The organism is Variovorax sp. V116 (assembly GCF_041154435.1).
GTDB lineage: Bacteria > Pseudomonadota > Gammaproteobacteria > Burkholderiales > Burkholderiaceae_C > Variovorax > Variovorax paradoxus.
In genome coordinates, this window is the sequence record NZ_AP028661.1 from 2,196,379 (window position 1) to 2,218,783 (window position 22,405).

General features: G+C 67.2%; 18 protein-coding genes. 13 read left to right on the forward strand and 5 right to left on the reverse strand.

The window, feature by feature from the left end; translation table 11 throughout:
• Positions 1–80 precede the first annotated feature (80 nt).
• From phbB to ybaL, 3 genes are all read left to right on the forward strand, one after another.
• Positions 81–818 carry an acetoacetyl-CoA reductase gene (gene phbB / locus ACAM58_RS10380; protein ID WP_012747162.1) on the forward strand — a complete coding sequence of 246 codons (738 nt, stop codon included), beginning with the start codon at positions 81–83 and terminating at the stop codon, positions 816–818.
• Between the two features lie 127 nt (positions 819–945).
• Complete coding sequence (locus tag ACAM58_RS10385; RefSeq protein ID WP_012747163.1) at positions 946–2,289, forward strand: dicarboxylate/amino acid:cation symporter; 1,344 nt, start codon at positions 946–948, stop codon at positions 2,287–2,289.
• A gap of 47 nt (positions 2,290–2,336) precedes the next feature.
• A complete protein-coding gene (gene ybaL, locus ACAM58_RS10390; RefSeq protein WP_369664418.1) occupies positions 2,337–4,034 on the forward strand; it encodes a YbaL family putative K(+) efflux transporter in 1,698 nt (565 codons plus the stop codon).
• A gap of 34 nt (positions 4,035–4,068) precedes the next feature.
• On the opposite strand, the gene ACAM58_RS10395 is transcribed toward ybaL, so the two are convergent.
• Entirely contained in the window at positions 4,069–4,473 is a 405-nt protein-coding gene (locus ACAM58_RS10395; protein ID WP_018902859.1) for a hypothetical protein, read from the reverse strand.
• A gap of 392 nt (positions 4,474–4,865) precedes the next feature.
• On the opposite strand from ACAM58_RS10395, the gene ACAM58_RS10400 reads away from it, so the two are divergent.
• Together ACAM58_RS10400 and ACAM58_RS10405 are read left to right on the forward strand one after the other, a co-directional pair.
• The gene (locus ACAM58_RS10400; RefSeq protein ID WP_018902858.1) at positions 4,866–6,224 is read left to right on the forward strand and encodes a homoserine dehydrogenase; all 1,359 of its coding nucleotides are present in this window, start codon (positions 4,866–4,868) and stop codon (positions 6,222–6,224) included.
• Between the two features lie 53 nt (positions 6,225–6,277).
• Positions 6,278–6,664 carry a DUF1090 family protein gene (locus ACAM58_RS10405; RefSeq protein WP_018902857.1) on the forward strand — a complete coding sequence of 129 codons (387 nt, stop codon included), beginning with the start codon at positions 6,278–6,280 and terminating at the stop codon, positions 6,662–6,664.
• Positions 6,665–6,682: 18 nt separating this feature from the next.
• Here the strand turns inward: ACAM58_RS10405 and ACAM58_RS10410 are convergent, their stop codons facing one another.
• Positions 6,683–7,534, reverse strand: coding sequence for a PA4780 family RIO1-like protein kinase (locus ACAM58_RS10410; protein ID WP_018902856.1), 852 nt, complete (start codon positions 7,532–7,534; stop codon positions 6,683–6,685).
• Entirely contained in the window at positions 7,531–8,625 is a 1,095-nt protein-coding gene (locus tag ACAM58_RS10415; RefSeq protein WP_018902855.1) for a GNAT family N-acetyltransferase, read from the reverse strand. The genes ACAM58_RS10410 and ACAM58_RS10415 overlap by 4 nt, the downstream gene beginning before the upstream one ends.
• A 480-nt stretch (positions 8,626–9,105) precedes the next feature.
• On the opposite strand from ACAM58_RS10415, the gene ACAM58_RS10420 reads away from it, so the two are divergent.
• The 6 genes from ACAM58_RS10420 (at position 9,106) to ACAM58_RS10445 (ending at position 15,592) form a co-directional block, all read left to right on the forward strand.
• Complete coding sequence (locus ACAM58_RS10420; RefSeq protein WP_018902853.1) at positions 9,106–9,492, forward strand: hypothetical protein; 387 nt, start codon at positions 9,106–9,108, stop codon at positions 9,490–9,492.
• A gap of 116 nt (positions 9,493–9,608) precedes the next feature.
• Positions 9,609–10,577, forward strand: a complete 969-nt coding sequence (locus tag ACAM58_RS10425) for a tripartite tricarboxylate transporter substrate binding protein (RefSeq protein ID WP_018902852.1) — start codon at positions 9,609–9,611, stop codon at positions 10,575–10,577.
• A gap of 86 nt (positions 10,578–10,663) precedes the next feature.
• Positions 10,664–12,055 (forward strand): acyclic terpene utilization AtuA family protein, encoded by a 1,392-nt coding sequence (locus ACAM58_RS10430; RefSeq protein WP_026283792.1) that lies wholly within the window; start codon positions 10,664–10,666, stop codon positions 12,053–12,055.
• Positions 12,052–12,420, forward strand: coding sequence for a hypothetical protein (locus tag ACAM58_RS10435; RefSeq protein ID WP_018902850.1), 369 nt, complete (start codon positions 12,052–12,054; stop codon positions 12,418–12,420). Before ACAM58_RS10430 ends, ACAM58_RS10435 begins: the two co-directional genes overlap by 4 nt.
• A 47-nt stretch (positions 12,421–12,467) precedes the next feature.
• A complete protein-coding gene (locus ACAM58_RS10440) occupies positions 12,468–13,439 on the forward strand; it encodes a tripartite tricarboxylate transporter substrate binding protein (protein ID WP_018902849.1) in 972 nt (323 codons plus the stop codon).
• Between the two features lie 62 nt (positions 13,440–13,501).
• The gene (locus ACAM58_RS10445; RefSeq protein WP_018902848.1) at positions 13,502–15,592 is read left to right on the forward strand and encodes an alpha/beta hydrolase domain-containing protein; all 2,091 of its coding nucleotides are present in this window, start codon (positions 13,502–13,504) and stop codon (positions 15,590–15,592) included.
• On the opposite strand, the gene ACAM58_RS10450 is transcribed toward ACAM58_RS10445, so the two are convergent.
• Positions 15,589–16,386: an NAD(P)H-dependent oxidoreductase gene (locus ACAM58_RS10450; RefSeq protein WP_018902847.1), complete on the reverse strand. Its 798-nt coding sequence runs from the start codon at positions 16,384–16,386 to the stop codon at positions 15,589–15,591. The two genes, ACAM58_RS10445 and ACAM58_RS10450, sit on opposite strands and share 4 nt — an antisense overlap.
• Positions 16,387–16,475: 89 nt before the next feature.
• Here ACAM58_RS10450 and ACAM58_RS10455 point away from each other — a divergent pair, with 89 nt between their 5' ends.
• A complete protein-coding gene (locus ACAM58_RS10455) occupies positions 16,476–17,369 on the forward strand; it encodes a LysR family transcriptional regulator (protein ID WP_018902846.1) in 894 nt (297 codons plus the stop codon).
• Between the two features lie 8 nt (positions 17,370–17,377).
• Here ACAM58_RS10455 and ACAM58_RS10460 read toward each other — a convergent pair whose 3' ends face one another.
• Entirely contained in the window at positions 17,378–18,121 is a 744-nt protein-coding gene (locus ACAM58_RS10460; RefSeq protein ID WP_018902845.1) for a response regulator transcription factor, read from the reverse strand.
• A gap of 581 nt (positions 18,122–18,702) precedes the next feature.
• Between ACAM58_RS10460 and ACAM58_RS10465 the strand changes: the two genes are divergently transcribed.
• The gene (locus ACAM58_RS10465) at positions 18,703–22,383 is read left to right on the forward strand and encodes a DUF5801 repeats-in-toxin domain-containing protein (protein WP_244883338.1); all 3,681 of its coding nucleotides are present in this window, start codon (positions 18,703–18,705) and stop codon (positions 22,381–22,383) included.
• Positions 22,384–22,405: the final 22 nt, after the last annotated feature.

The window sequence follows — 22,405 nt, forward strand, 5'->3', positions numbered from 1 at the left end:
TTCCTCAGAGTTCGACGGCTTGAAACTCGCTAGAGTGAAGGCGGCCGTTCAGGCTTTTCGCACACATCAAGGAAAAAATCATGAGCAAGAAAGTTGCATATGTCACCGGGGGCATGGGTGGCATCGGAACAGCCATCTGCCAACGCCTTCACAAGGACGGCTTCACTGTCGTCGCAGGCTGCGGCCCCACGCGCGATCATGCCAAATGGCTGGCCGAGCAGAAGGCCTTGGGCTTCGAGTTCCATGCGTCGGTCGGCAATGTCGGCGACTGGCAGTCCACCGTCGAGGCCTTTTCGGCCGCCAAGGCAGCGCACGGTCCCATCGACGTGCTGGTCAACAACGCCGGCATCACGCGGGACCGCATGTTCCTGAAAATGACGCCCGAGGACTGGAGCGCGGTCATCGAGACCAACCTCAACAGCATGTTCAACGTCACCAAGCAGGTGGTGGGCGACATGGTCGAGAAGGGCTGGGGCCGCATCATCAACATCAGCTCGGTCAATGGCGCCAAGGGCCAGGCGGGGCAGACCAACTATTCGGCGGCCAAGGCCGGCATGCACGGCTTCACGATGGCGCTGGCGCAGGAGCTGGCGAGCAAGGGCGTCACGGTCAACACCGTGAGCCCGGGCTACATCGGCACCGACATGGTCAAGGCCATCCGCCAGGAAGTGCTCGACAAGATCGTGGCCACCATTCCGGTCAAGCGCCTGGGCGAGCCGAGCGAAATTGCTTCCATCATCGCGTGGCTTGCCACCGACGAGGGCGGCTACAGCACGGGCGCCGACTTCTCGGTCAACGGCGGCCTGCACATGCACTGATCATGCTGACGAGAAGCTGATCGAAAAGACCCGCCGAGGCGGGTTTTTTCATTTCTGCGATGTGGCTTCTACGTATCAGAGAAGCGGTCGATTCGGTTCTACAGTTTCCAACCCCTCCGGAGGCAACATGGCAGACACAACAATCACACCCACCAGAAAGCTCCCGCTCTATCGTTCGCTCTACGTGCAGGTGATCACGGCGGTGATCATCGGCGTGCTGCTCGGCCACTTCCAGCCGGCGCTGGGCGAGGCCATGAAGCCGCTGGGCGATGGCTTCATCAAGCTCATCAAGATGATCATCGCGCCGATCATCTTCTGCACCGTGGTGGTGGGCATCGCGGGCATGGAAGACATGAAGAAGGTCGGCAAGACCGGCGGGCTGGCGCTCCTGTACTTCGAAATCGTGAGCTCCATCGCACTGGTGGTGGGCCTCGTGCTGGTCAACCTGCTCAAGCCCGGCGCGGGCATGAACATCGACCCGTCCACGCTCGACACCAAGGCGCTCGCGTCCTATACCGGCCCGGGCAAGATGACGGGCACGGTCGACTTCCTGCTCAACGTCATTCCCAGCACGCTGGTCGACGCCTTCGCCAAGGGCGAGATCCTGCAGGTGCTGCTGATCGCGGTGCTGTTCGGCTTTGCGCTGCACCGCTTCGGCGGGCGCGGCACGCTGGTGTTCGACGTGATCGAGAAGGGCTCGCACGTGCTCTTCGTGATCGTGGGCTACATCATGAAGCTGGCGCCCATCGGCGCCTTCGGCGCGATGGCCTTCACCATCGGCAAGTACGGCCTGGGCAGCCTGTTCTCGCTCGGCAAGCTGATGGGCACCTTCTACCTGACCTGCCTCTTGTTCATCTTCGTGGTGCTCGGGCTCATTGCGCGCTTCCACGGCTTCAGCATCTGGAAGTTCATCAAGTACATCAAGGAAGAGCTGCTGATCGTGCTGGGCACCTCGTCCTCCGAGTCGGTGCTGCCGCGCATGATGGAGAAGATGGAAAACCTGGGCGCCAACAAGACCTGCGTGGGCCTGGTGATTCCCACTGGCTACTCCTTCAACCTCGACGGCACCTCCATCTACCTCACGATGGCGGCCGTGTTCATTGCGCAGGCCACCAACACGCCGATGACGCTGATGCAGGAGATCACGCTGCTGGCCGTGCTGCTGCTCACCTCCAAGGGCGCGGCGGGCGTCACGGGCAGCGGCTTCATCGTGCTGGCGGCCACGCTGTCGGCCGTGGGCCATGTGCCGGTGGCGGGCCTGGCGCTGATCCTGGGCATCGACCGCTTCATGTCGGAGGCGCGTGCGCTGACCAACCTGATCGGCAACGGCGTGGCCACCATCGTGGTGGCCAAGTGGACCAACGAGCTCGACACCGAGCGGCTGCACGCCGGGCTCAACAACGAGAGCTGGGTCGAGTCGCAGGAGCCCGAAGTGCTCGAAGGCGCACGCATCGCAAAGATGGCCGATTGATGCCCGTGTGAAGCCAGAGGGGCGCATCGTTCCTGCAAAATGGAGCAATGCCCCACAGCGTTTCCCTGATCAACACGATTGCCGCCGGCCTGGGGCTGGCGCTCGTGCTGGGTTTCCTGGCGCTGCGGCTGCGGCTGCCGGCGCTGGTGGGCTACCTGCTCGCGGGCGTGATCATCGGGCCGTTCACGCCGGGCTTCGTGGCCGATGCGGGCATTGCGGCGCAGCTGGCCGAGATCGGCGTGATGCTGCTGATGTTCGGCGTGGGCCTGCATTTTTCGCTCGACGACCTGCTGGCGGTGCGCAAGATCGCGCTGCCGGGCGCACTCGCGCAGATCGCGGTGGCCACGGTGCTGGGCGGTGCACTGGCGCTCTGGTGGGACTGGTCGTGGGGCGAGGCGCTGGTCTTCGGCCTGGCGCTGTCGGTGGCAAGCACGGTCGTGCTGCTGCGCGCGCTCGAGAGCCTGGGCATTCTCGATTCGTTCACCGGGCGCATCGCGGTCGGCTGGCTGGTGGTCGAGGACCTCGCCATGGTGCTGGTCCTGGTGCTGATGCCGCCGCTCGCGGGGGCGCTGGGCGGCCAGGCGGGCGATTCGGCCAACGCCGATCCGCTGTGGCAGACGCTCGGCGTCACGCTGCTGCAGGTGGGCGGGTTCGTGGCGCTGATGCTGGTGGTGGGGCGGCGCGCGTTTCCTTGGATTCTCTGGCAGGTCACGCGCACCGGCTCGCGCGAGCTGTTCACGCTGTGCGTGATCGCGGCGGCGGTCAGCATCGCCTTTGCGTCGGCGGCGCTGTTCGGCGTGTCGTTTGCGCTGGGCGCTTTCTTCGCGGGCATGGTGATGCGCGAATCCGAATTCAGCCACCGCGCGGCGCAGGAGTCGCTGCCGCTGCGCGATGCCTTCGCGGTGCTGTTCTTCGTGTCGGTGGGCATGCTCTTCGATCCCTCGGTGCTCGTCGAGCGGCCGCTGCAGGTGCTGGCGGTGGTGGGCGTGATCGTGCTGGGCAAGTCGCTGGCCGCCTGCGCGCTGGTGCTGGCGTTCCGCTATCCGCTGGGCACGGCGCTCACCGTGAGCGCGAGCCTTGCGCAGATCGGGGAGTTCTCGTTCATTCTTGCGGGGCTCGGCGTCTCGCTCGGCCTGCTGCCGGTGGAGGGGCAGAGCCTGATCCTGGCCGGCGCACTGATTTCCATTGCCACCAATCCGCTGTGGTTCAGCCTGGTCGCACCGATCGAGAAATGGCTGCACGGCCGCTTCCCGGCGGCGCGCAGCCTCGAATCGCACGACCATCCGCTGGCCGAACTGCCGACCACCACCGAAGCCCGTTACCTGTCCAGGCAGGTGGTGCTGGTGGGCTATGGCCGCGTCGGGCGCCGCATCGCGTCCGAACTGGAGGCGCACGACATTCCCTACGTGGTGGCGGAGCAGAACCGCGAGCTGGTGGAGAAGCTGCGCGAGGCCGGCGTGGCGGCCGTCTGGGGCGACGCGGCCGATCCGGCCGTGCTGATCCAGGCGCACATCGCGCGTGCCCGCGTGCTGGTGGTGGCCATCCCGGACGCCATGAACGTGCGGCAGATGATGGAAACCGCCCGCACCCTCAATCCGGCCATCGAAACCGTGATCCGCAGCCACAACGAGGAAGAAGCCGGGCTGCTGACGCGCGAGATGGCCGCCACGGTCTTCCTGGGCGAACAGGAACTCGCGCAGGCCATGGCGCGCGACGTGGTGCGGCGCGCAGCGGCGGCCGCCTGAGCCGCCGGCGGATCGATCGAGCAGAGGGTTTGGGTCAAAGGTCTTCGATGACCAGCGTGCGATAGCGCTGCGCGATCGAATAGGGCACGGTGCGCACCAGTTCCATCAGGCGGTTGGCGTCCTCTTCGTGCTTCGTTCTGACCAGGAGGCCGGCATGGCCTTCGCGCGCCAGCTTGGTGTAGGCACGCACGGTGGCCGCGTCGGTGCCGGCCGACGGCAGCGGCTCGTCGGCTTCCCTCACGGTGGGCGAGATCTCCTCCAGGATCGTGGCCGCGGGAAGCAGGTAGATCTCGTCGCCGCTCACGCCGTTCTCGATCAGCTTGTGGCCGATGCGGTTGGCGTCCTCCGTGCTCGGGAACATCACCATCGAGTAGCCTGTGGGGTAGAAAGCGCCGCCGATGCTCGAGCGCATGCGGGGCTCCAGAACGAAATTCTTCATGATGCTGCCTCCTGGATGATGCAGTTCTTTGCCCAGCACACTAGGCCTGCGGCCGCACGCCTGCTGTAGGCCTGCTCCCCGAAATTCCGCAGGCTGGGCGCGCCAGCCGTCGAAGCGGGTCCGGCCCGCTCCTGTACACTGGCGGCTTCATGCCGTGCCAATCCTTCCCCTCCACCGTCTGCGCAGCCTCCATGGCCCGCATGATGCCGCCTGCCTTCGCGCGGGCGGAGGGGTCATTGGTTGCACGAATGATTACCACCATTACCACCGCGGCCACCTGAGCACGCGCAGGTGGCCGTTTCGGCAGCCACCTGGTGTATCGCTCTTCTTCCCCGAATGAATGAAACCCAGCTCTGGCAGCTGGGTTTCTTGTTTTTCATCCGGAGATGTCCATGTACCGCGATCCAGTCCAGTCCCTCGAACCCCTGCCCAGCCGCCCCGCGGCCATCCGTGCGCTGCGCGTGGGGATGATCGGCATCGGCACCGTCGGCTCGGGCACATTCCGGGTGCTGGCGCGCAACCAGGCCGAGATCGCGGGCCGGGCGGGCCGGCCCATCGAGCTGGTGATGGTGGCCGCGCGCAACCTGGTGCGCGCCGCCGCCATCGTGGGCGCGGATGTTCCGCTCACGGACGACCCGCTGCGCGTGGCCACCCATCCCGATGTCGACGTGGTGGTGGAAGTGGCCGGCGGCACCGGCCCGGCGCGCGAATGGGTGCTGGCCGCCATCGCGCACGGCAAGCACGTGGTCACGGCCAACAAGGCCCTGCTGGCGGTGCATGGCGCCGAGATCTTTGCCGCGGCCCGGCGGCATGGGGTGGCCGTGGCCTACGAGGGCGCGGTGGCGGTGAGCATTCCCATTGTCAAGGCGCTGCGCGAGGGCCTCGCGGCCAACCGCATCGAGTGGGTGGCGGGCATCATCAACGGCACCACCAACTTCATCCTGAGCAAGATGAGGGATGAAGGCCTGGACTTCGCAGCCGCGCTCGCGCAGGCCCAGGCGCTCGGCTATGCGGAGGCCGATCCGGCCTTCGACATCGAAGGCATCGACGCCGCGCACAAGCTCACGCTGCTGGCCGCCAATGCCTTCGGCACCACCGTGCGGCTTGCCGATGTGCAGGTGCAAGGCATCACGGCACTCGAGCGGGTGGACGTGGCCTCTGCCGAGCAGCTGGGCTACCGCATCAAGCTGCTGGGTGTGGCGCGGCGCCGGGAGGAGGGCGTGGAGCTGCGCGTGCAGCCCGCGCTGGTGCCCGCATCGCACCTGATGGCGCATGTGAGCGGGTCGATGAATGCCGTGATGGTCAAGGGCGATGCGTCCGGCGTGACGATGTACTACGGCGCGGGCGCCGGCTCCGAACAGACCGCATCGGCGGTGATTGCCGACCTGGTCGATGTGGCGCGGCTGGACGGCACCCATGCCGCACAGCGCGTGCCGCACCTGGGCTTTCATGCGCACGCGATGAGCGCGTTGCCGGCGCTGCCCCGCGCCGAGGCATGCGGCGCGCACTACCTGCGCATCCCCGTGCAAGCCGCCAGCCAGATCGAGGCGGTGTCGGGCTGGCTGGCGGGGCAGCAGGTGCCGGTGCAGCAGGTGGCGCTGGCGGCTGCGCAGCCCGGCATGGGCGCACAGCTGCTGGTGCTCACGCAGCCGGTGCGGCAGGGCACGATGGACCTGGCGCTGCATGCGCTTCAGGCGCATCCCTCGGTCGCAGGAAAGGTCACGGCGCTGTGCGTGGAGGCGCTGGCCTGAGACAGAATGCGCCACGGCATGCATTGGCAGGCCGATGGAACGGAGTGGGTGCAATGGATTTCGCCTGGCATGGTGGCCTTCTTCGATGGATGCGGCGCGAACTGCGCATGGAGCGCTGGTTCCTGGGCATGGCGCTGGCGCTGGCCGCACCCGCATTCGCCCAGGCCGCGGAGCCGGCGGAGGGCGCCGCTTCATCCTGCGAAGCGGAAGAGGCCGCGCTGGAGCACGACATGGACCTGGCCCGCTCCAGGGGCCAGATGCTGCGCCGCCGGCAGCTCGCCGAGAACCTGGACGCGCTGCGGGCGCGCTGCCGGGCATCGGAGCCGCCGCAAAGCCGCGCGGCGCGCATCGACAAGCTGGAGCACGACGTCCGCGCGCTGCGGGCCGAGCTCGAACATGCCGAGGCGCAGCTGCGCGAGCTCAAGAACGAACGGCCCTGACGGCCGCGCCGGTCCGCGTCAGAGCCTGGGCAGCTGCATGCGCAGGCGCCGCGCCGCTTCTTCCTGGCGCGCGTCGTCCACCTCGCGCAGCACGTTGCCCAGGTCGACGGGGCCGGTGTCGCGCGCATGCGTGCCGCTCAGCACCGACTCGACGCGCAGCAGGCCGCGCTCGTACAGGTGCCAGATCTCGTCGCCGTAGTGCGTGCCCAGGAGCTCCGGCGCGAACTGGCCGAAGAAGTTGCGCAGGTTCTCCACGTCGCGCAGCAGCATGCGCTTCGCGTGGTTGTTGCCCGCCGCATCCACCGCCTGCGGCAGGTCGATCACCACCGGGCCGTCGGCCGCGAGCAGCACGTTGAATTCCGACAGGTCGCCGTGCACCACGCCCGCGCACAGCATGCGCACCACCTCCTTCAGCAGGCTGGCGTGGTGCTGCACGGCTTCCTCGCGCGTGAAGGCCACGTCGTTCAGGCGCGGGGCCGCATCGCCGTTGGCATCGGTCACCAGCTCCATCAGCAGCACGCCTTCCAGGAAGTTGTAGGGAACGGGCACGCGCACGCCGGCCGCCGCCAGGCGGTAGAGCGCATCGACCTCGGCGCTTTGCCAGATGGCCTCGGTCACCTGGCGGCCGAAGCGCGTGCCCTTGGCCATGGCGCGCGTTTCGCGCGAATTGCGCACGCGGCGGTTCTCGGTGTAGTCGACGGCCTGGCGGAAGCTGCGCTTGTCGGCTTCCTTGTAGACCTTGGCGCAGCGCGTCTCCTCGCCGCAGCGCACCACGTAGACCATGGCTTCCTTGCCGCTCATCAGCTGGCGGACCACCGTGTCGATCAGGCCTTCGTCGACCAGCGACTGCAGTCGTGGTGGTGCTTTCATTGGTACCGCTCCATCGGATCCAGCGGGCGGGTCGAGAGGAAGGCCCTCAGGCTTTCCGGGCCGATCTGGTAGACCGCATCATGCCTGTGCGGCGCGAAGCCCAACCGGTGGTTGATGGAGAGCATCGGCGCGTTGACCTCGGCGTTGCTGGTGATGACGGTGGCGACCTCCGGGTGGCGCTCGCGTACCAGCGCCAGCATGGAGGCCTTCACGCCCTTGGCCAGGCCCTTGCCGCGCCAGCGCGGCGCCACGGCCGTCAGCTGCTGGTACATGCGGTCCGGAAAGCGCTGGTCCCAGCTGGCGTCGCACATGGCGGCCACCTCGTCGCCGTCGAGCAGCAGCACCAGAAAGTGCTCTCCGCCGCGCTGCGACATGTCGGCATACCAGGTGCGGTAGTTCTCGAGCTCGTAGCGCATGCGCGGCATGTCCAGCGCATTGGTGGGCGCGTCGTTGATGAGCGCCGAGAAGGGCGCGATCAGGCTGGCCAGGCGCTCGAAGGGCACGCGGCCGGCGTGGATTTCGGCGCGCAAGCCCCCGCCGGCGGCGAATGCCTGCGATTGCCAGCGGGCGAGTTCGTCCCACGGCAGTGCATCGAAGGCGGCCCGGTTCTCGACGGCGCGGTGCTTCTCGATCGCGCCGATGGCTGCGAGAAACGCATGCCCTTCGGGCAAGTGGGCCTTGATGCTGGCCGTGGTCTTGCCTTGCGCTTCCATGAAGCCGAGCAGCACGCGCAGCAGTGCGCTGGCCACGCCGCGCCGCCGGTGCGGCCGCAGTACACCGCCCCAGGCATCGAGATAGGGCGCGAAGGCGGCATGGTCCGGCGAGCCTTCGCGGCGAAAGCTCAGCGTGAGGCTGCCGATGAACTCGCCTTCGCAACTCGCGAGGACCCGGTGGAAGGCCAGCAGCGGCAGGTGCTCACGCAGCGCGCGCTCGGTGTCGGCGCTGGGGATGCGGCGCTCGCCGGGGTGGTCTTCCTCGGTGCGAAGCTGCCAATAGCGATGGAACTTCTCCCAGCTTTCGGTGGACGCCTGATGGGGATCGAAAACGGATATCGAAAACGGCCGCGGATGCGCGGCGCGGGTTTCAAGCATGGTGAGCCTTGAGGATTCTGGAAACGGACAGATCGCGGCCGGCAACTGCTTGCCGGCGGCGGCGTTTGAATCTCGGGCGGTTTGCGGTTGCGGCCAGGAAGCGCCGCAAGGGTCGAATTGGCTGTATCAGCAACTCTTCGAAGAACCGACAAACCGGCCGATCGTGGAGCAATGAATAGCTGTGTCTTCCATCGCGCACCTCCGATCCGGGTTGTTTGTCGAGGCGTCGAATGTAGCGGCCTTGCCGCGGCCTGTGAAGTGCCGCGTGGCATGGGCGCCTCTGCGCGACCCGATCGCTATCAGCTTTCGCGCATCGCTTCAAAGGGCGGCCGGCTGTTTCCACGTCGCGATTGCCGGGATTGCGTGCGCCATGAGGTTGTACCTGGATGCCATCGCAAAATCGATTTCACGGACCAGCCCAAAAAGCAAGAACGGTTCGCAGCCTCCCTCCATCCAATCATTGAATCGAAGGAAATCCGAATGACCATCTCCAACGCCAAGCGTCTTTCTGCCATCGCACTGGCCCTCGCTGCCGCCGCCGGCGCCGCCCATGCCGAAACCTATGAAGGCGTCCATCCCCTGACCACCGCCGAGAGCCGCGCCAACGTGGCTGCCGGGGCCGTGGTGGCCGCACGCATTGGCAATCCCTATGCCACGGGTGTCGATGCCGGCCCGATGCATCCGCCGGTCGCCATGAACAACCGCGACACCGTGCGTGCCGAAGCGGTGGCCGCCGCACGCGCACCGGACCCGTACGCCGAAGCGGCCTCCTCGGGCACCACGCCGATCGTCGCCGGTGCGGTGGACCGCGCAACGGTGCGGGCCGAAGCCTATGCCGCCGCACGCGGCAATGCGCTGCCGCTGTAGTTGCAGAAAGGCAAGAAGGCCGGGCCTGCGAAAGCGGGCCCGGCTTTTTTGCGTGGAGCGCCGGCCGGCGCCGCACCTGGCCGATGTAAGGTGGCGGGCCCAAGCAGAGATTCGAAATGAACAAGAGCAAGCTCGCCGCATTCCTCCTTGCCTGCGCATCGGCAATGGCCGCCTCCGCCCAGGAGTGGCCGACCAAGCCCGTACGCCTGATCGTTCCCGCGCCCGCCGGCAGTTCGCTCGACCTGATCGCGCGCACGCTGGCCGACCGGCTACGCCCCCTGTGGAAGCAGCCCATCGTGATCGAGACCAAGGCCGGTGCGGGCGGCCTGATCGGCATGGACGCCGTGGCCAAGGCGCCGGGCGATGGCCATACGCTGGGCATCGGCTTCAACGGGCCGATCGCCTTCGGCCCCTACATGTACAGCCGCATGCCGTATGCGCCCGCACGCGACCTGGTGCCGATCGTGCTCACCACCTCGCAGCCCAACGTGCTGGCGGTGCAGGCCGGCAACCCTGCCAACACGCTGCCGGAATTCGTCGCGTGGGCGAAGAAGCAGGGCCACCCGTTCAGCTATGCGTCGGTGGGCGCGGGGAGTTCATCGCACCTGACGATGGAGCTGTTTCGCAGCGTGGCCGGCATCGAGGCGGTGCACGTGCCCTATGCCGGATCGCCGCCGGCGGGCCTTTCGGTGGCGGCCGGCGACACGCAGGCGCTGTTCACCGTGGCACCGGCGCTGCTGCCGCTCGTGCAGGGCAAGCGCATCAAGCTGCTCGCGGTCACGAGCGCGAAGCGCTCCGAGCTCATGAAGGACCTGCCCACCGTGGCGGAGTCGGGCTATCCGGGCTTCGAGTCGCTGGCGTGGAACGGCCTCTTCACCGCGAGCGGCACGCCGCCCGAGGTGGTTCGCCGCATCAATGCCGATGTGAACACGGTGCTGCAGGAGCCCGCCGTGCGTGAACTGCTGGCCAACCAGGGCCTGGTGGCGGGCGGCGGCTCCGCCGAGGAGTTCGGCTCGTTCATCGACAGCGAGGGCCGCAAATGGGGCGCGATCATCGCCAGGCGTGGCATCCGGCTCGACCAGTGAGATTTTTCGGGCGATCTGGAATTCAGATCAATTGATCCGAATTTTCGATTTTACGGATGACGGCGGGCTGCCTAAAGTCCGCCTCGATGAATGCCAATGCACCGCCCCCACTGCTGATCGGCTGCGCGGCCGGCTTTTCCGGCGACCGCACCGATGCGGCGGGGCAGGTGGTCGACACGCTGATCGCGCGGCTCGCCGGCGGCCCGGCCGGCCAGCGTGCCTTCCTGATCTTCGAGACGCTGGCCGAACGCACGCTCGCGCTCGCCCAACTGCGCCGCCGCGACAACCCCGACGCCGGCTACGAGCCCTTGCTCGACGCCATGCTGCGGCCCGTGCTGGCGCGCAGCCTCGCGCACGGCATCCGCATCGTGAGCAACTTCGGCGCGGCCAACCCCCGCGCCGCGGCCCGCCACATCGCCCGCATGGCGCGCGAACTGGGCGCCGATGCGCCGCGCATCGCGGTGGTGGAAGGCGACGATCTTTCGGGCCCTTCGCACCGCGCGCTCTTGCATGAAACGCTGGGCGCGCAGATGGAGGGCCTGCGCATCGTCAGCGCCAATGCCTACATCGGCGCCGAGCCGATTGCCGCCGCGCTCGACGCCGGCGCGCAGATCGTGGTGTGCGGCCGCGTGGCCGACCCTTCGCTTGCGGTTGGCCCCGCCATGTCGCACTTCGGCTGGCGCGCCGACGACTGGCACCGGCTGGGCCGCGCCACCATGGCAGGCCACCTGCTCGAATGCGGCGCGCAGGTGTGCGGCGGCTATTTCGCCGACCCGGGCTACAAGGACGTGCCGGGGCTCGACAACGTGGGTTTCCCGATTGCGGAGATCGATGCCGACGGCCAATGCACCATCGGCAAGGCTGACGGCACCGGCGGCCTCGTGAGCGAAGCCACCGTGAAGGAACAGCTGCTCTACGAAGTGCACGACCCGAGCGCCTACCTCACGCCCGACGTGGTGGCCGACATCGCAGAAGCCGAAGTGCGCGCGCTGCCCGGCGAGGACCGCGTCGAACTCTCCGGCGTGCGCGGCCACGCGCGGCCGAGCCATTACAAGGTCAATGTCTGCCATGAAGGCGGCTGGCTCGCCGAGGGCGAAATTTCCTACGCGGGGCCGCGTGCCGAGGCGCGCGCCCGGCTCGCGGCCGAGGTGCTGCGCAAGCGGCTCGACGGGCTGGCGCTGCGCGTGGACCTGATCGGCGCGCTGAGCATCCTGGGCGACGACGCCGGCCGCATGCTCGCGGACACGCCCGACACGGGCCTGCGCGACGTGCGCCTGCGCGTGGCGGCCACGCATGCGGAGCGCGCGCAGGCCGAGCGCCTGGCGCGCGAGGTCATGGCGCTCTACACCTGCGGACCCGCGGGCGGCGGCGGCGTGCGCACCGCGCTCACGCCGCGGCTCAACACCCTGTCGTGCCTGCTGCCGCGCGAAGCGGTGCCGGTGCGCTTCGAACTGCTCGGCGCGGAGGCCCTGGCATGAACACACCGACCGACGAGATGATCGAAGTGCCGCTCTACCGCGCGGCCCACGGCCGCACCGGCGACAAGGGCGACCGCTCCAACATCAGCGTGATCGCCTGGCATCCCGATCTGTATGCCTTGCTGGCCGAGCAGCTCACGCCCGAGCGCGTGTCGATGCAGTTCCGCCACCGCGCACCGGCGCGGGTGCAGCGCTTCCTGCTGCCCCGGCTGCATGCGATGAACTTCGTGCTCGACGCGGTGCTCGACGGCGGCGTCAACGATGCGCTGAACCTCGATGCGCACGGCAAGGCGCTGTCTTTCCTGCTGCTCGACATGCCCATCCGCGTGCCGCGCGCGCTCGTGCCGCTGCTGGCGGGGCCGTAGCGGCAGCCATCCATTTTTTTACCAGCCATCCATCCGGAGACAAAACAATGAAACGACGTTCCCTCACCCTTTCGGCCGCCGCGCTGGCCCTGGTGCCGCTGCTGGGCCACGCACAGCAGCAGGCCTTCCCGGAAAAGCCCATCACCTTCGTCGTGCCCTTTGCGGCCGGCACCGCCACCGACCAGATCGCGCGTGCGCTGGGCAACAGCATCACGGCCGAAACGAAGCAGCCCGTGGTGATCGACAACAAGGCCGGCGCCAGCGGCTTCATCGCCTCGCAGCAGGTGGCCAAGGCCGCGGCCGATGGCTACACCGTGCTGATCACCACCAACACCACGCATGCCGCCAACGAGCACCTGTTCAAGAAGCTGCCGTACGACCCGGTGAAAGACTTCGCGCCCGTCACCGCGCTCGGCAAGGGCGGGCAGATCATGGTGGTGAACCCATCGTTCCCTGCCAAGAGCGTGGCCGAGTTCGTGGCGCTCGCGAAGAAGGAGCCGGGCAAGTACAGCTTCGGCAGCGGCAGTTCGTCCAGCCGCATGGCGGGCGAGCTGCTGCAGCAGATGGCCGACATCAAGCTGCTGCACGTGCCCTACAAGAGCAACACGCTCGCCGTCACCGACCTGCTGGGCGGCCAGATCCACATGATGATCACCGACGCGGCCACCGGCCTGCCGCAGGTCAAGGCCGGCAAGCTGCGCGCATTGGGCGTTTCGAGCGCCGCGCGTTCGCTGCTTGCACCCGACGTGCCCACCATCTCGGAAGCCGGCGTGAAGGGCTACGAGATGGGCTACTGGTTCGCGGCCTACGCGCCCGCGAAGACGCCGCCGGCCGTGGTCAAGCGGCTCAACGAACTGCTGGTGAAGGCCGCGAAGAGCGCGTCCGCGAAGACGGCTTTCTACGAGCCCACCGGCACCGAGGTGTTCACCACCTCGCCCGAAGAGCTCGCCAGGTTCCAGACGGCCGAGTCGCAGAAGTGGGGCCGCATCGTGAAGGCCGCCGGCATCGAAGCCGAGTAGGGCGCGCACCGGCCGCAGCGGAGATCGGCACCGCGCAGACACCCCAACGAAGGAGACAAACCATGAAACGCTGGAGCCTGTTGGCTGCCACGGTGGCTTCGGCCGCCCTTTTCCTGAGCGCATGCGGCGGAAGCGGCGGTGGAGGGGGCGGTGGCTTCGTGCTGCCGCCGCCGGCCGCAACCACGCCGCCGCCGGCAACTGCCGAAGCGCCCAAGTTCAAGCTCGCGATCTCGAAGACCGAGGACGTGGCCGGCACCTTCGGCAGCGTCGGCGCCTACGAGAAGATCACCGGCACCTTCACGGGCGAGGTCGATCCGAAGGATGCGCGCAACGCCATCATCCAGGACCTGTCGCTCGCGCCGCTCAATGCCAACGGCAAGGTCGAGTACAGCTCCGACTTCGTGCTCTTCAAGCCCAAGGACATGGGCAAGGCCAGCGGCGTGCTGCGCTACGACGCGCCGAACCGCGGCAACATCGTCAACCTCGATCCGTACTTTGCATCGCGCGGCTACGTGTTCCTCACGGCGGCCTGGCAGGGCGATGTGCCGGCCGCGGCGGGCAAGCTCACGCTCAAGGTGCCCGTGGCCCGCAATGCAGACGGCAGCAGCATCACCGGCACCTACCGCGCCGAGCTGCTGCCCACGGCGGCAAGCAACGATTCGCTGCCGCTGCCCGGCGGGCCGTTCAACGCGGCCATGCAGGCCTATGCGACCGCGAGCCTGGACAACACGCAACCCGGCTACGTGCTCACGCGGCGCATCAACGAAGCCGATGCGCGCCAGCTCATTCCCGCGAGCGACTGGAAGTTTGCCAAGTGCAGCGCCGCCGCACCGTTCCCCGGCACGCCCGACGAGACGAACGTGTGCCTGCGCGACAAATGGGATCCGGCCTACATGTACGAGCTGGTCTACGTCGCGAAGGACCCGAAGGTCATGGGCCTGGGCCTTGCCGCGGTGCGCGACATGATCGCCTTCTTCCACCGCGAGGCGAGCGATGCCGCGGGCACCGCCAACCCGGTGGCGGCCGCCATCAGGAACACCATTGCCTCGGGCGTGTCGCAGTGCGGCAACTTCATGAAGACCTTCGTGCACCTGGGCTTCAACCAGGACCTCGCGGGGCGCAAGGTGTTCGACGGCGTGTTCGCGCAGATCGCGGCGCGGCAGACCAACATCAACATGCGCTTCGCGATCCCGGGCGGCGGCGGAGGCGTGCGCACCGACCACACGGCCTTCGGCCAGGCCGGCACGCGCGGCCTCTCGAAGGACTACGTGGACGACGTGGCGCAGCGCCGCGGCGGCATCCTGTCGCGCTGCGAGGCGAGCGGCACCTGCCCCAAGCTCTTCATCGGCATCAGCGGCACGGAGTTCTATGTGCTGCAGGGCTCGCCGCTTTTGACCGACGCCTGGGGCACGGCCGACCTCGTGCAGCCGGACAACGCGCGCATCTACTACTACGCGAGCACGCACCACCTGCTGGGCCTGCCCTCGCTGCCGGGCGCGAGCGCCGGGGCGCTCTATACCACCAATGCGAACGCCGGCGTGGTGCCGGTGGTGCGCGCGCTCTACCAGAACCTGGAAGACTGGGTCGTCAAGGGCGCCACGCCGCCCGACAGCCAGGTGCCCAAGCTGGCCGACGCCACGCTGGTGCGCCCGCAGCAGCTGAAGTTTCCGGCCATTCCGGGCGCGAACTACACGGGCCTGGTCAACACCTATTCGCTGCTCGACTGGGGGCCGAACTACCGGCCGCAAGACGAGAGCGGCATTGCCACGCAGGTGCCGCCTGCATACCTCGGCCGCGACTACGCCATCCTCGTGCCGCAGGTGGATGCCGACGGCAACGACATCGCGGGCATCCGCAGCCTCGACGTGGCGGTGCCGGTGGGCACCAACACCGGCTGGAACTACACCAGCAAGCCGGGCACCATCGACCTGGCAGGCTTGTTCGGCGCGTACTTTCCGTTTGCGAAGACGGCGGTCGAGCGTTCGGGCAGCGGCGATCCGCGGCCCTCGCTGCAGGAGCGCTACACCGACCAGGCCGGCTACCTCGCGGCCCTGACTGCCGCCGCCAACGACCTCGTCGCCAGGCGCTTCATGCTGCGCGCCGATGCGGATGCGGCCATTGCCAACGCGGCGGCGAATCCGGTGCTGCCTTAGCCCGAGTTCCTGCCGGCCGGCGCGGCGTGCACCGCGAAGCCCGCCTCGCCCGGTGCGATGTCGCCCCGCAGTGTGAGCGCGGGAATCTCGTAGTCGCCGGCGTTCTGCGGGCGGAACGGGATCGGCTCGGTGGTTGCGAGCGTATCGAGCCGGCGGCCCAGTTCTTCGGTGATGCGCGCGTAGGCCGCGGCATCGACCTTGCCGGTGCGGTACACCACGTAGGGCGGCAGCACCTCGAAGCCGGGGTAGTAGAGAATGCCGTGGTGGATCGGGAACAGCAGGTCGTCCATCGGCCCGTTGATGCCGCGCGCGCTGTAGTGCGAGGCCCAGCCGCCGGTCGTGACCACCAGCATGGCGCGCTTGCCGGCCATCACGCCCTGGCCGAAGCGGTCGCCCCAGTGCCTGTCGGAATGCTCGCCCACGCCGTAGGCAAAGCCGTAGGCGTAGACGCGGTCGACCCAGCCCTTGAGGATGGCCGGCATCGTGTACCACCACAGCGGAAACTGGAAGATCACGGTGTCAGCCCAGAGCAGCTTGGCCTGCTCGGCGGCGACTTCCTCGCGCTGGGTGCCGGCCTCGAAGGCGCGCTGGGAATCGGCGATGGGGTCGAAGGGTGCGCCGGGCTCGAGATGCGCGAAGTCGTCGGCGGCCAAGGTCGCCTTCCATTGCATGGCGTACAGGTCGGACACCTGCACCTCGTGCCCGGCCTGCACGAGACGTTCGCGCATGAACTGTTTGAGCGAGCCGTTGAGTGAACGGGCTTCGGGATGGGCATGGACAAGAAGGATTTTCATGGCTGCATGGTTCGTCGGATGAAGATGCAGGCAGGTTAGGCCTCGTCGAGCTATATTGGAAATGAATATTCAGAATTCCAGGAATAGCGATGGACAATTTCAAGCGGCTCGACCTCAACCTGCTGCTCACGCTCGACGTGCTGCTGGCCGAACGCAGCGTGACCCGTGCCGCCGAGCGCCTGAACCTCTCGCAGCCCTCGGTGAGTGTGCAGCTCGCCCGGCTGCGCGAGGTGTTCAGCGATCCGCTTCTGGTGCCCGCGCAGCGCGGCATGCGGCCCACCGCGCGCGCCGACGAATTGCGCGAGCCGCTGCGCGAAGCGCTCGAATCATTGGGCCGCGCGGTGGCGCCCACCAAACCCTTCGACCCCGCCGAGGCGACCACCACCTGGCGCGTGGCCGCGGCCGACTATGCCGAGTCGGCGATCCTGCTGCCGGCGCTCGCCGGTCTGCGCGCGGCCGCGCCCCACACGCGGCTGGCCGTGGTGGAGGCGGTGCCCTCGCGCATGGCGCGGCAGCTGGAGCAGGGCGAGATCGACCTGTTCTTCCACACCAGCGTGGGCGCGCCGTCCGGGCTGCACCGGCGCGTGCTGTTCAACGAGCGCTATGTGCTCGCCGGGCGCACCGGCCATCCGCGCCTGAAGCGCCGGCCCACGCTTGCGCAGTTCTGCGCGCTGGAGCATGTGGTGGTGTCGCTCGGCGGCGGCGGCTTTGCCGGGCCCACGGACGATGCGCTGGCGCAGCAGGGGCTCGCGCGGCGCGTGGCGCTCTCGGTGCCGCATTTCCTTTTCATGATGTCGGTGCTGGCGAGCACCGACATGGTTGCGATGCTGCCAGAGCGGCTGGCGCGCGGCGCGCCGGGGCTGCGCGTGGTGGAGGCGCCGCTGGAAGTGCCGGGCTACGAGATGGCGATGCTGTGGCACGAGCGGCGCCATCGCGACCCGGGGCATCGCTGGCTGCGGGAGCGGATTGCGGCGAGCCTGTAGGCGCCGGGCTACTTGGCCTGAGCCCTGAGGACATCGGACTGCCCGGCAGGGCAGGCAAGGGGCGAAGCGCCTGCGCCCTCGAGGCGATAGGCAATCCGAGCCAACTGGCCAGGCCTGTCGGCCGGGTATGGCGGGGCTGCCGGTTCGCGCTGCGGGATGAACCTCTCCAGAACCGGCTCGGCGAGCCCGGGCCGGGCGAGATGCCAGCGGCGGCTGTGCTGGCCCTGCTTCGCGAACACATGGGCGAGGTGCTTCTTGACCGTGTTGACGCTGATCCCGAGTTGCTCGGCGATTTGCTTGTTGGACAAGTCCCGGTGCATCAGCGACAGCACCTCGTCCTCCCGCGCTGTCAGCCGGATTGCAGGCGGCGTCGAACCCGATGCCGGACGCCCGCCCGCCACAGTCCATCGCAGCACGGAAAGATAGAGTGCCTGCAATACCGGCCCCGGAAAGCCCAGGATCCCTGCCAGCACGGCATCGAGCGATTGCGCGAACTGCTCCGCGCTCGCTTCCCATTCGACGCAGCCGCGCGCCTGGATCCGGATCGCCGCATCCAGGCCCTTCGCCGAGGGCTGCTCCCAGCCAAGAAGCCAGTCGGTGGCTGGGAAGTGGCGGCGCAGATCGCCCAGCTTGCCGATCCCTTCCGGGGAAAGAAGCGCGATGTCCACCAGCAGCAGGCGAGGCGCCTGCTGGCGGCAACAGGCTTCCAGGTCGCAGATGCTGTTCATCTGCGCATGTTCGACGCTGTACATCCGCTCGGGACGGTGCCTCGACGCCAACAGGTCCAGTCCCAGCAGCGTTGATGCGCAGCTCGGACAACATGCAATCAGAACCGGAACGCGGGTTGCGAACGCATGCGGCGAAAGAGATGGGCTCTCCACGCGAACGGGATGAAAGCATTTCGATGTCCGCGGTGCGCTCGGCGCGAATGGCGGCAGCGGGCGAGGGTCTGGCGTCGAGGGCCGCGGATCCGCGTTCCAGGCGGAGCCAAGCCCCGCAGACGAGCGTGGGACATGTTCCATGTTTTCCCCCGGGATGCCTGTTCGTTGCACCCTTAAATTAATGATAAAGGGTTACACGATTGTTCGGAATGATTCCTGGGCGTTGCAAGGTATCGAGATGTATGCGGCGGTCCAGGCCGCGATGGCGGCGCGGCGCGTCACCCTATGGGTGACAACTTTCGAACTATGGACAGTGCGCGGGCCCGCGGTTCAGCATCGTCTCCCCTTTGCTGATAAGTGAACCTGCTCCATTGCCAGCAAGCGCGGCCCGTTTCGAGTTGCGCGGTTCTCCGTCGGCCGTATTTTTCCTAACTCGAGGAGCGTTTATGTCTGTGCTGATCACGACGGCCATCTCGACCGTCACCCTGGATGAATCCGCCGGGCTGCAGAACTCTGTCGCTACCCCCGCACCTGCGCAAGACGCTAACGACAATGACATCCTCGCAAGCTCGCTGCCGACCGCTTTCAGCAGCCGCCTGAGCACCCTGGGTGCGGCGGCTCCAACCAAAGCCGCCTTGAGCGGCTATGCGGGGGGGAGCAGCACCGGCGCCAACGCATTCACGTTCACCGCAACCGGCACGGTCACCGATCTTTCGTTCACCGGCTCGACGGGCGCTCCGCTCAATGGCCTGGACAGCGGTCTCAACACCGCCGATGGCGAAGACATCTTCCTGTTCACCGATACGGCCAACAACAACATCGTCCTGGGAAAGACCAGCGCCGGTGTCATCGTGTTTGCCGCCTACCTGGAGGAAACGGGAACCCCGGTGTCGGGCGCCAAGATCTGGATGGTCCAGTATGAAGCGATATCGAACCCCGATCCGGCCAACGCCGACGATTCAGTCAACCTGCTGAACAAGGTCTTCGTGAGCGTCAGCCAGGATGCGGAGTTCAATCTCGAAGGTGCGCCATCCGGCCAGAACCTGTTCCTGATGTTCACGAAGGAGAACCCGACCATCGTCAACGGCCGCATTTCCGACGTGACGATCATCGCGACCGGAAAGGACCCGGCCAATCAGTCCGGGGCCGATGCAGCCGACACCCATGACGACATCAACATCAGCACCGGAGACACGATCAACACCAGCAAGGCCGGCGGACCGACCACGTTCGGCACCAACAGCCAGATGATCACCGAGCAGGAAGGCATCCGCTTCACGTTCGTGACCGGCGCCAAGGCCGATGTCACCATCCCGAACCTGGACCAGAACGAAGCCGATCTGGAGTCGAACATCGACTTCACCGGCATGTTCGGTGCGAGGACCGCCGACTTTGACGTTGTGCAGTTGCAAAGCGGAAAGAGTGCCCAGGTCAAGATCAGCGCGTACAGCACGGCGGTCGAGTCCGGCACCAGCTTCGTCGATGGCTATGCGGGCGACACGGTGATCTCGATCACGAGCGTGCGCGTACTCGACTCCGTGACCGGGGCGGTCTACGAAACCTTCGCGAACGGCGCCGAGGGCGGAGTGAGTTCGGCCATCGGCATCAGCATTACCGGCGGCGTTGCGACGATCACCGGCGTCAAGGCCGGCCAATCCATCGAGTACACGACGTCGGCCGACCACAACCGCGTACTCATCGAAAACGGGGCGGCCCTCAATGCATCGGGCAACACCCACGCCGACTTCGACATCGGGGGGTTCAGGCTGCTGCAGGTCTCCTCCGCAACGGCAGAGGTCGGCTCGACGATGAATTTCGAGGACGACGGGCCGTCCATCGTGCTGGCGACGCCCACCGACACCGCGCTGGTCAACACGCAGGACGCCGACACCATCGGAGCCAACACCGACTCCGCCAACACGAACTTCGCGACCGCCTTCGGCACGGCGTCGAGCAGCTATGGCGCCGATGGAGCGGGCTCCACCGACGCGGCCTTCGCGCTCGGCGTGAAAACGCAAGGTGGGGACTCAGGCCTCAAGAGCGATGGCGCGACCATCTACCTGTATCTGGTGAGCGGCAAGGTCATTGGCTCGACCTCCGGCACCGAAGCCGGCATTCTTGCGACCAACACTATTTTCGACCTGGCCGTGAGCGCAAGCGGTTCGGTGACGCTGCAGCAGTTCTCGGAAATCGACCACGCGCTTCCGGGGTCCTCGTCGAACTACGCGGCCCAGCAGGCCACGATGGCCGACGACCTTGTCACGCTCAGCGATACGGTGACGATCACCGACCAGGACGGCGATACCGCGAGCGATTCCAAGGCGCTCAACATCGGCGGCAACATCAAGTTCGATGACCACGGCCCCTCGGTCGTGCTGGCAACGCCCACCGACACCATCCTGCTCAACACGCAGGACGCCCAGACCATCGGCGCAGCCACCGACTCCGACACGCAGAACTTCGCGACGGCCTTCGGCGTCACATCGAGCAGCTACGGCGCCGACGGGCCGGGCACCACCGGTTCGGCCTTTGCGCTCGGCCTGTCCGCGCCGGGCGGAGCATCCGGACTCACGAGCGACGCCGTCTCCATCAAGCTGTACCTGGTGGGCGGGAATGTCATCGGTTCGACGGCCGCCGCCGCGGGCGCCATCACGGCGGACAACACCATCTTCGACCTGGCGGTGAGCGCGACTGGTTCGGTGACCTTGCGGCAGTTTGCGGAAATCGACCACGCGCTGCCGGGCGCGGGTTCCAACTACGCGGCCCAGCAGGCCACGCTGGCCGACACGCTGGTCACCTTGACCAACACGGTGACGGTCACCGACGGGGACGGCGACACCGCCAGCGATTCGAAGGTGCTCAACATCGGCGCCAACATCAAGTTCGACGACCACGGCCCGACGGTGACCGCCATCTCGGACCTCACCGGAGCGAACGACGCCCAGCCCATTGCCGGCACCTACAACTTCTCCGTGGGCGCGGACGACGTGGACAACGCGTCGATCGACGGCATCGTGCTCAACAGCCTCACGGGAACGACCGCCGGCGGGCGCCCCATCACCGATGCGGCCGTCGCGCACTTTGCCGAAGACGCCACGACGGTCACCTACAACTTCAGCTTCAACTACTACCCCGGGCCGACGTCGACGACGACGCAGGCGGCAACCGGCACGGTCATCTTCAACAAGACGGACGGCACTTTCACCTTCGACCTGGACCAGGTCTTCGGTGGACAGACGACGTTCTCCACGAGTGCGCCGCTGACCTCCTTCAACTACGACACGGAAGGCAACAACTCGCCGGAGATCGTGGTCCAGCAGTACAGCAGCGACTTCTTCGGCGTGCTGTCCGCCAGGGCTGCCACGCCTCCAAGCGACACCAGCGACCTGGTGTCAGGCACCGATCACGCATATACGGCGGGCGAAACCTTCAACAGCGTGAGCGCCGGCTTTGTCAATGTCGCGACCAACACGCTTGGTGTGAACTCCGACACCGTCCAGGCCGGCGAGTTGCTGAACTTCGACTTCTACAGGTCGAATCCGGTGAGCGATCCCAACCTGACGAGTCCGCCGCAGCGGCCCAACGCCACCGTCGTCGGCACGGACAAGGCCTACGCAGACGGATTGAACATCACGATCGATCAGATCACGGACGGCGAAGACGTGGCCGTCATGCTGAAGCTGGTCAGCAAGACGGACAGCAGCGTCTCGATGACCACGCTGCTCGTTGCCAACGCTGCGACGGACTACCAGTCCGCCGCAGGAGGCATGAAGATCGTCAGCATCGGCACGGACGACTACGACAGCGCCCACTACAAGATCGCGGGCGTGCAGGTCATGAGCAGCACCGAAGACATCACCGGCACGGGCATCAGCCTGAGTACCCACGGCTCGGTGAACCTGACGGCGACCGGGATGAACTATGCAGATACGTCGGACAACGACGTGTTCAAGATCATCAAGATCGACGTGATCACATCGGCGACCATCAATTCGGACGTGGACCTGAACTTTACCGGCCAGGTGATCGACGGCGATGCCGACTACGCGAACTTCGACTTTGGTGTCCACCTGGAGATCGATGGCGTGGCCAACCTGATCGGCACACCCACCCAGCAGACGGAGGCCGTCTAGGGTATCGATTGTCGAATCTGCG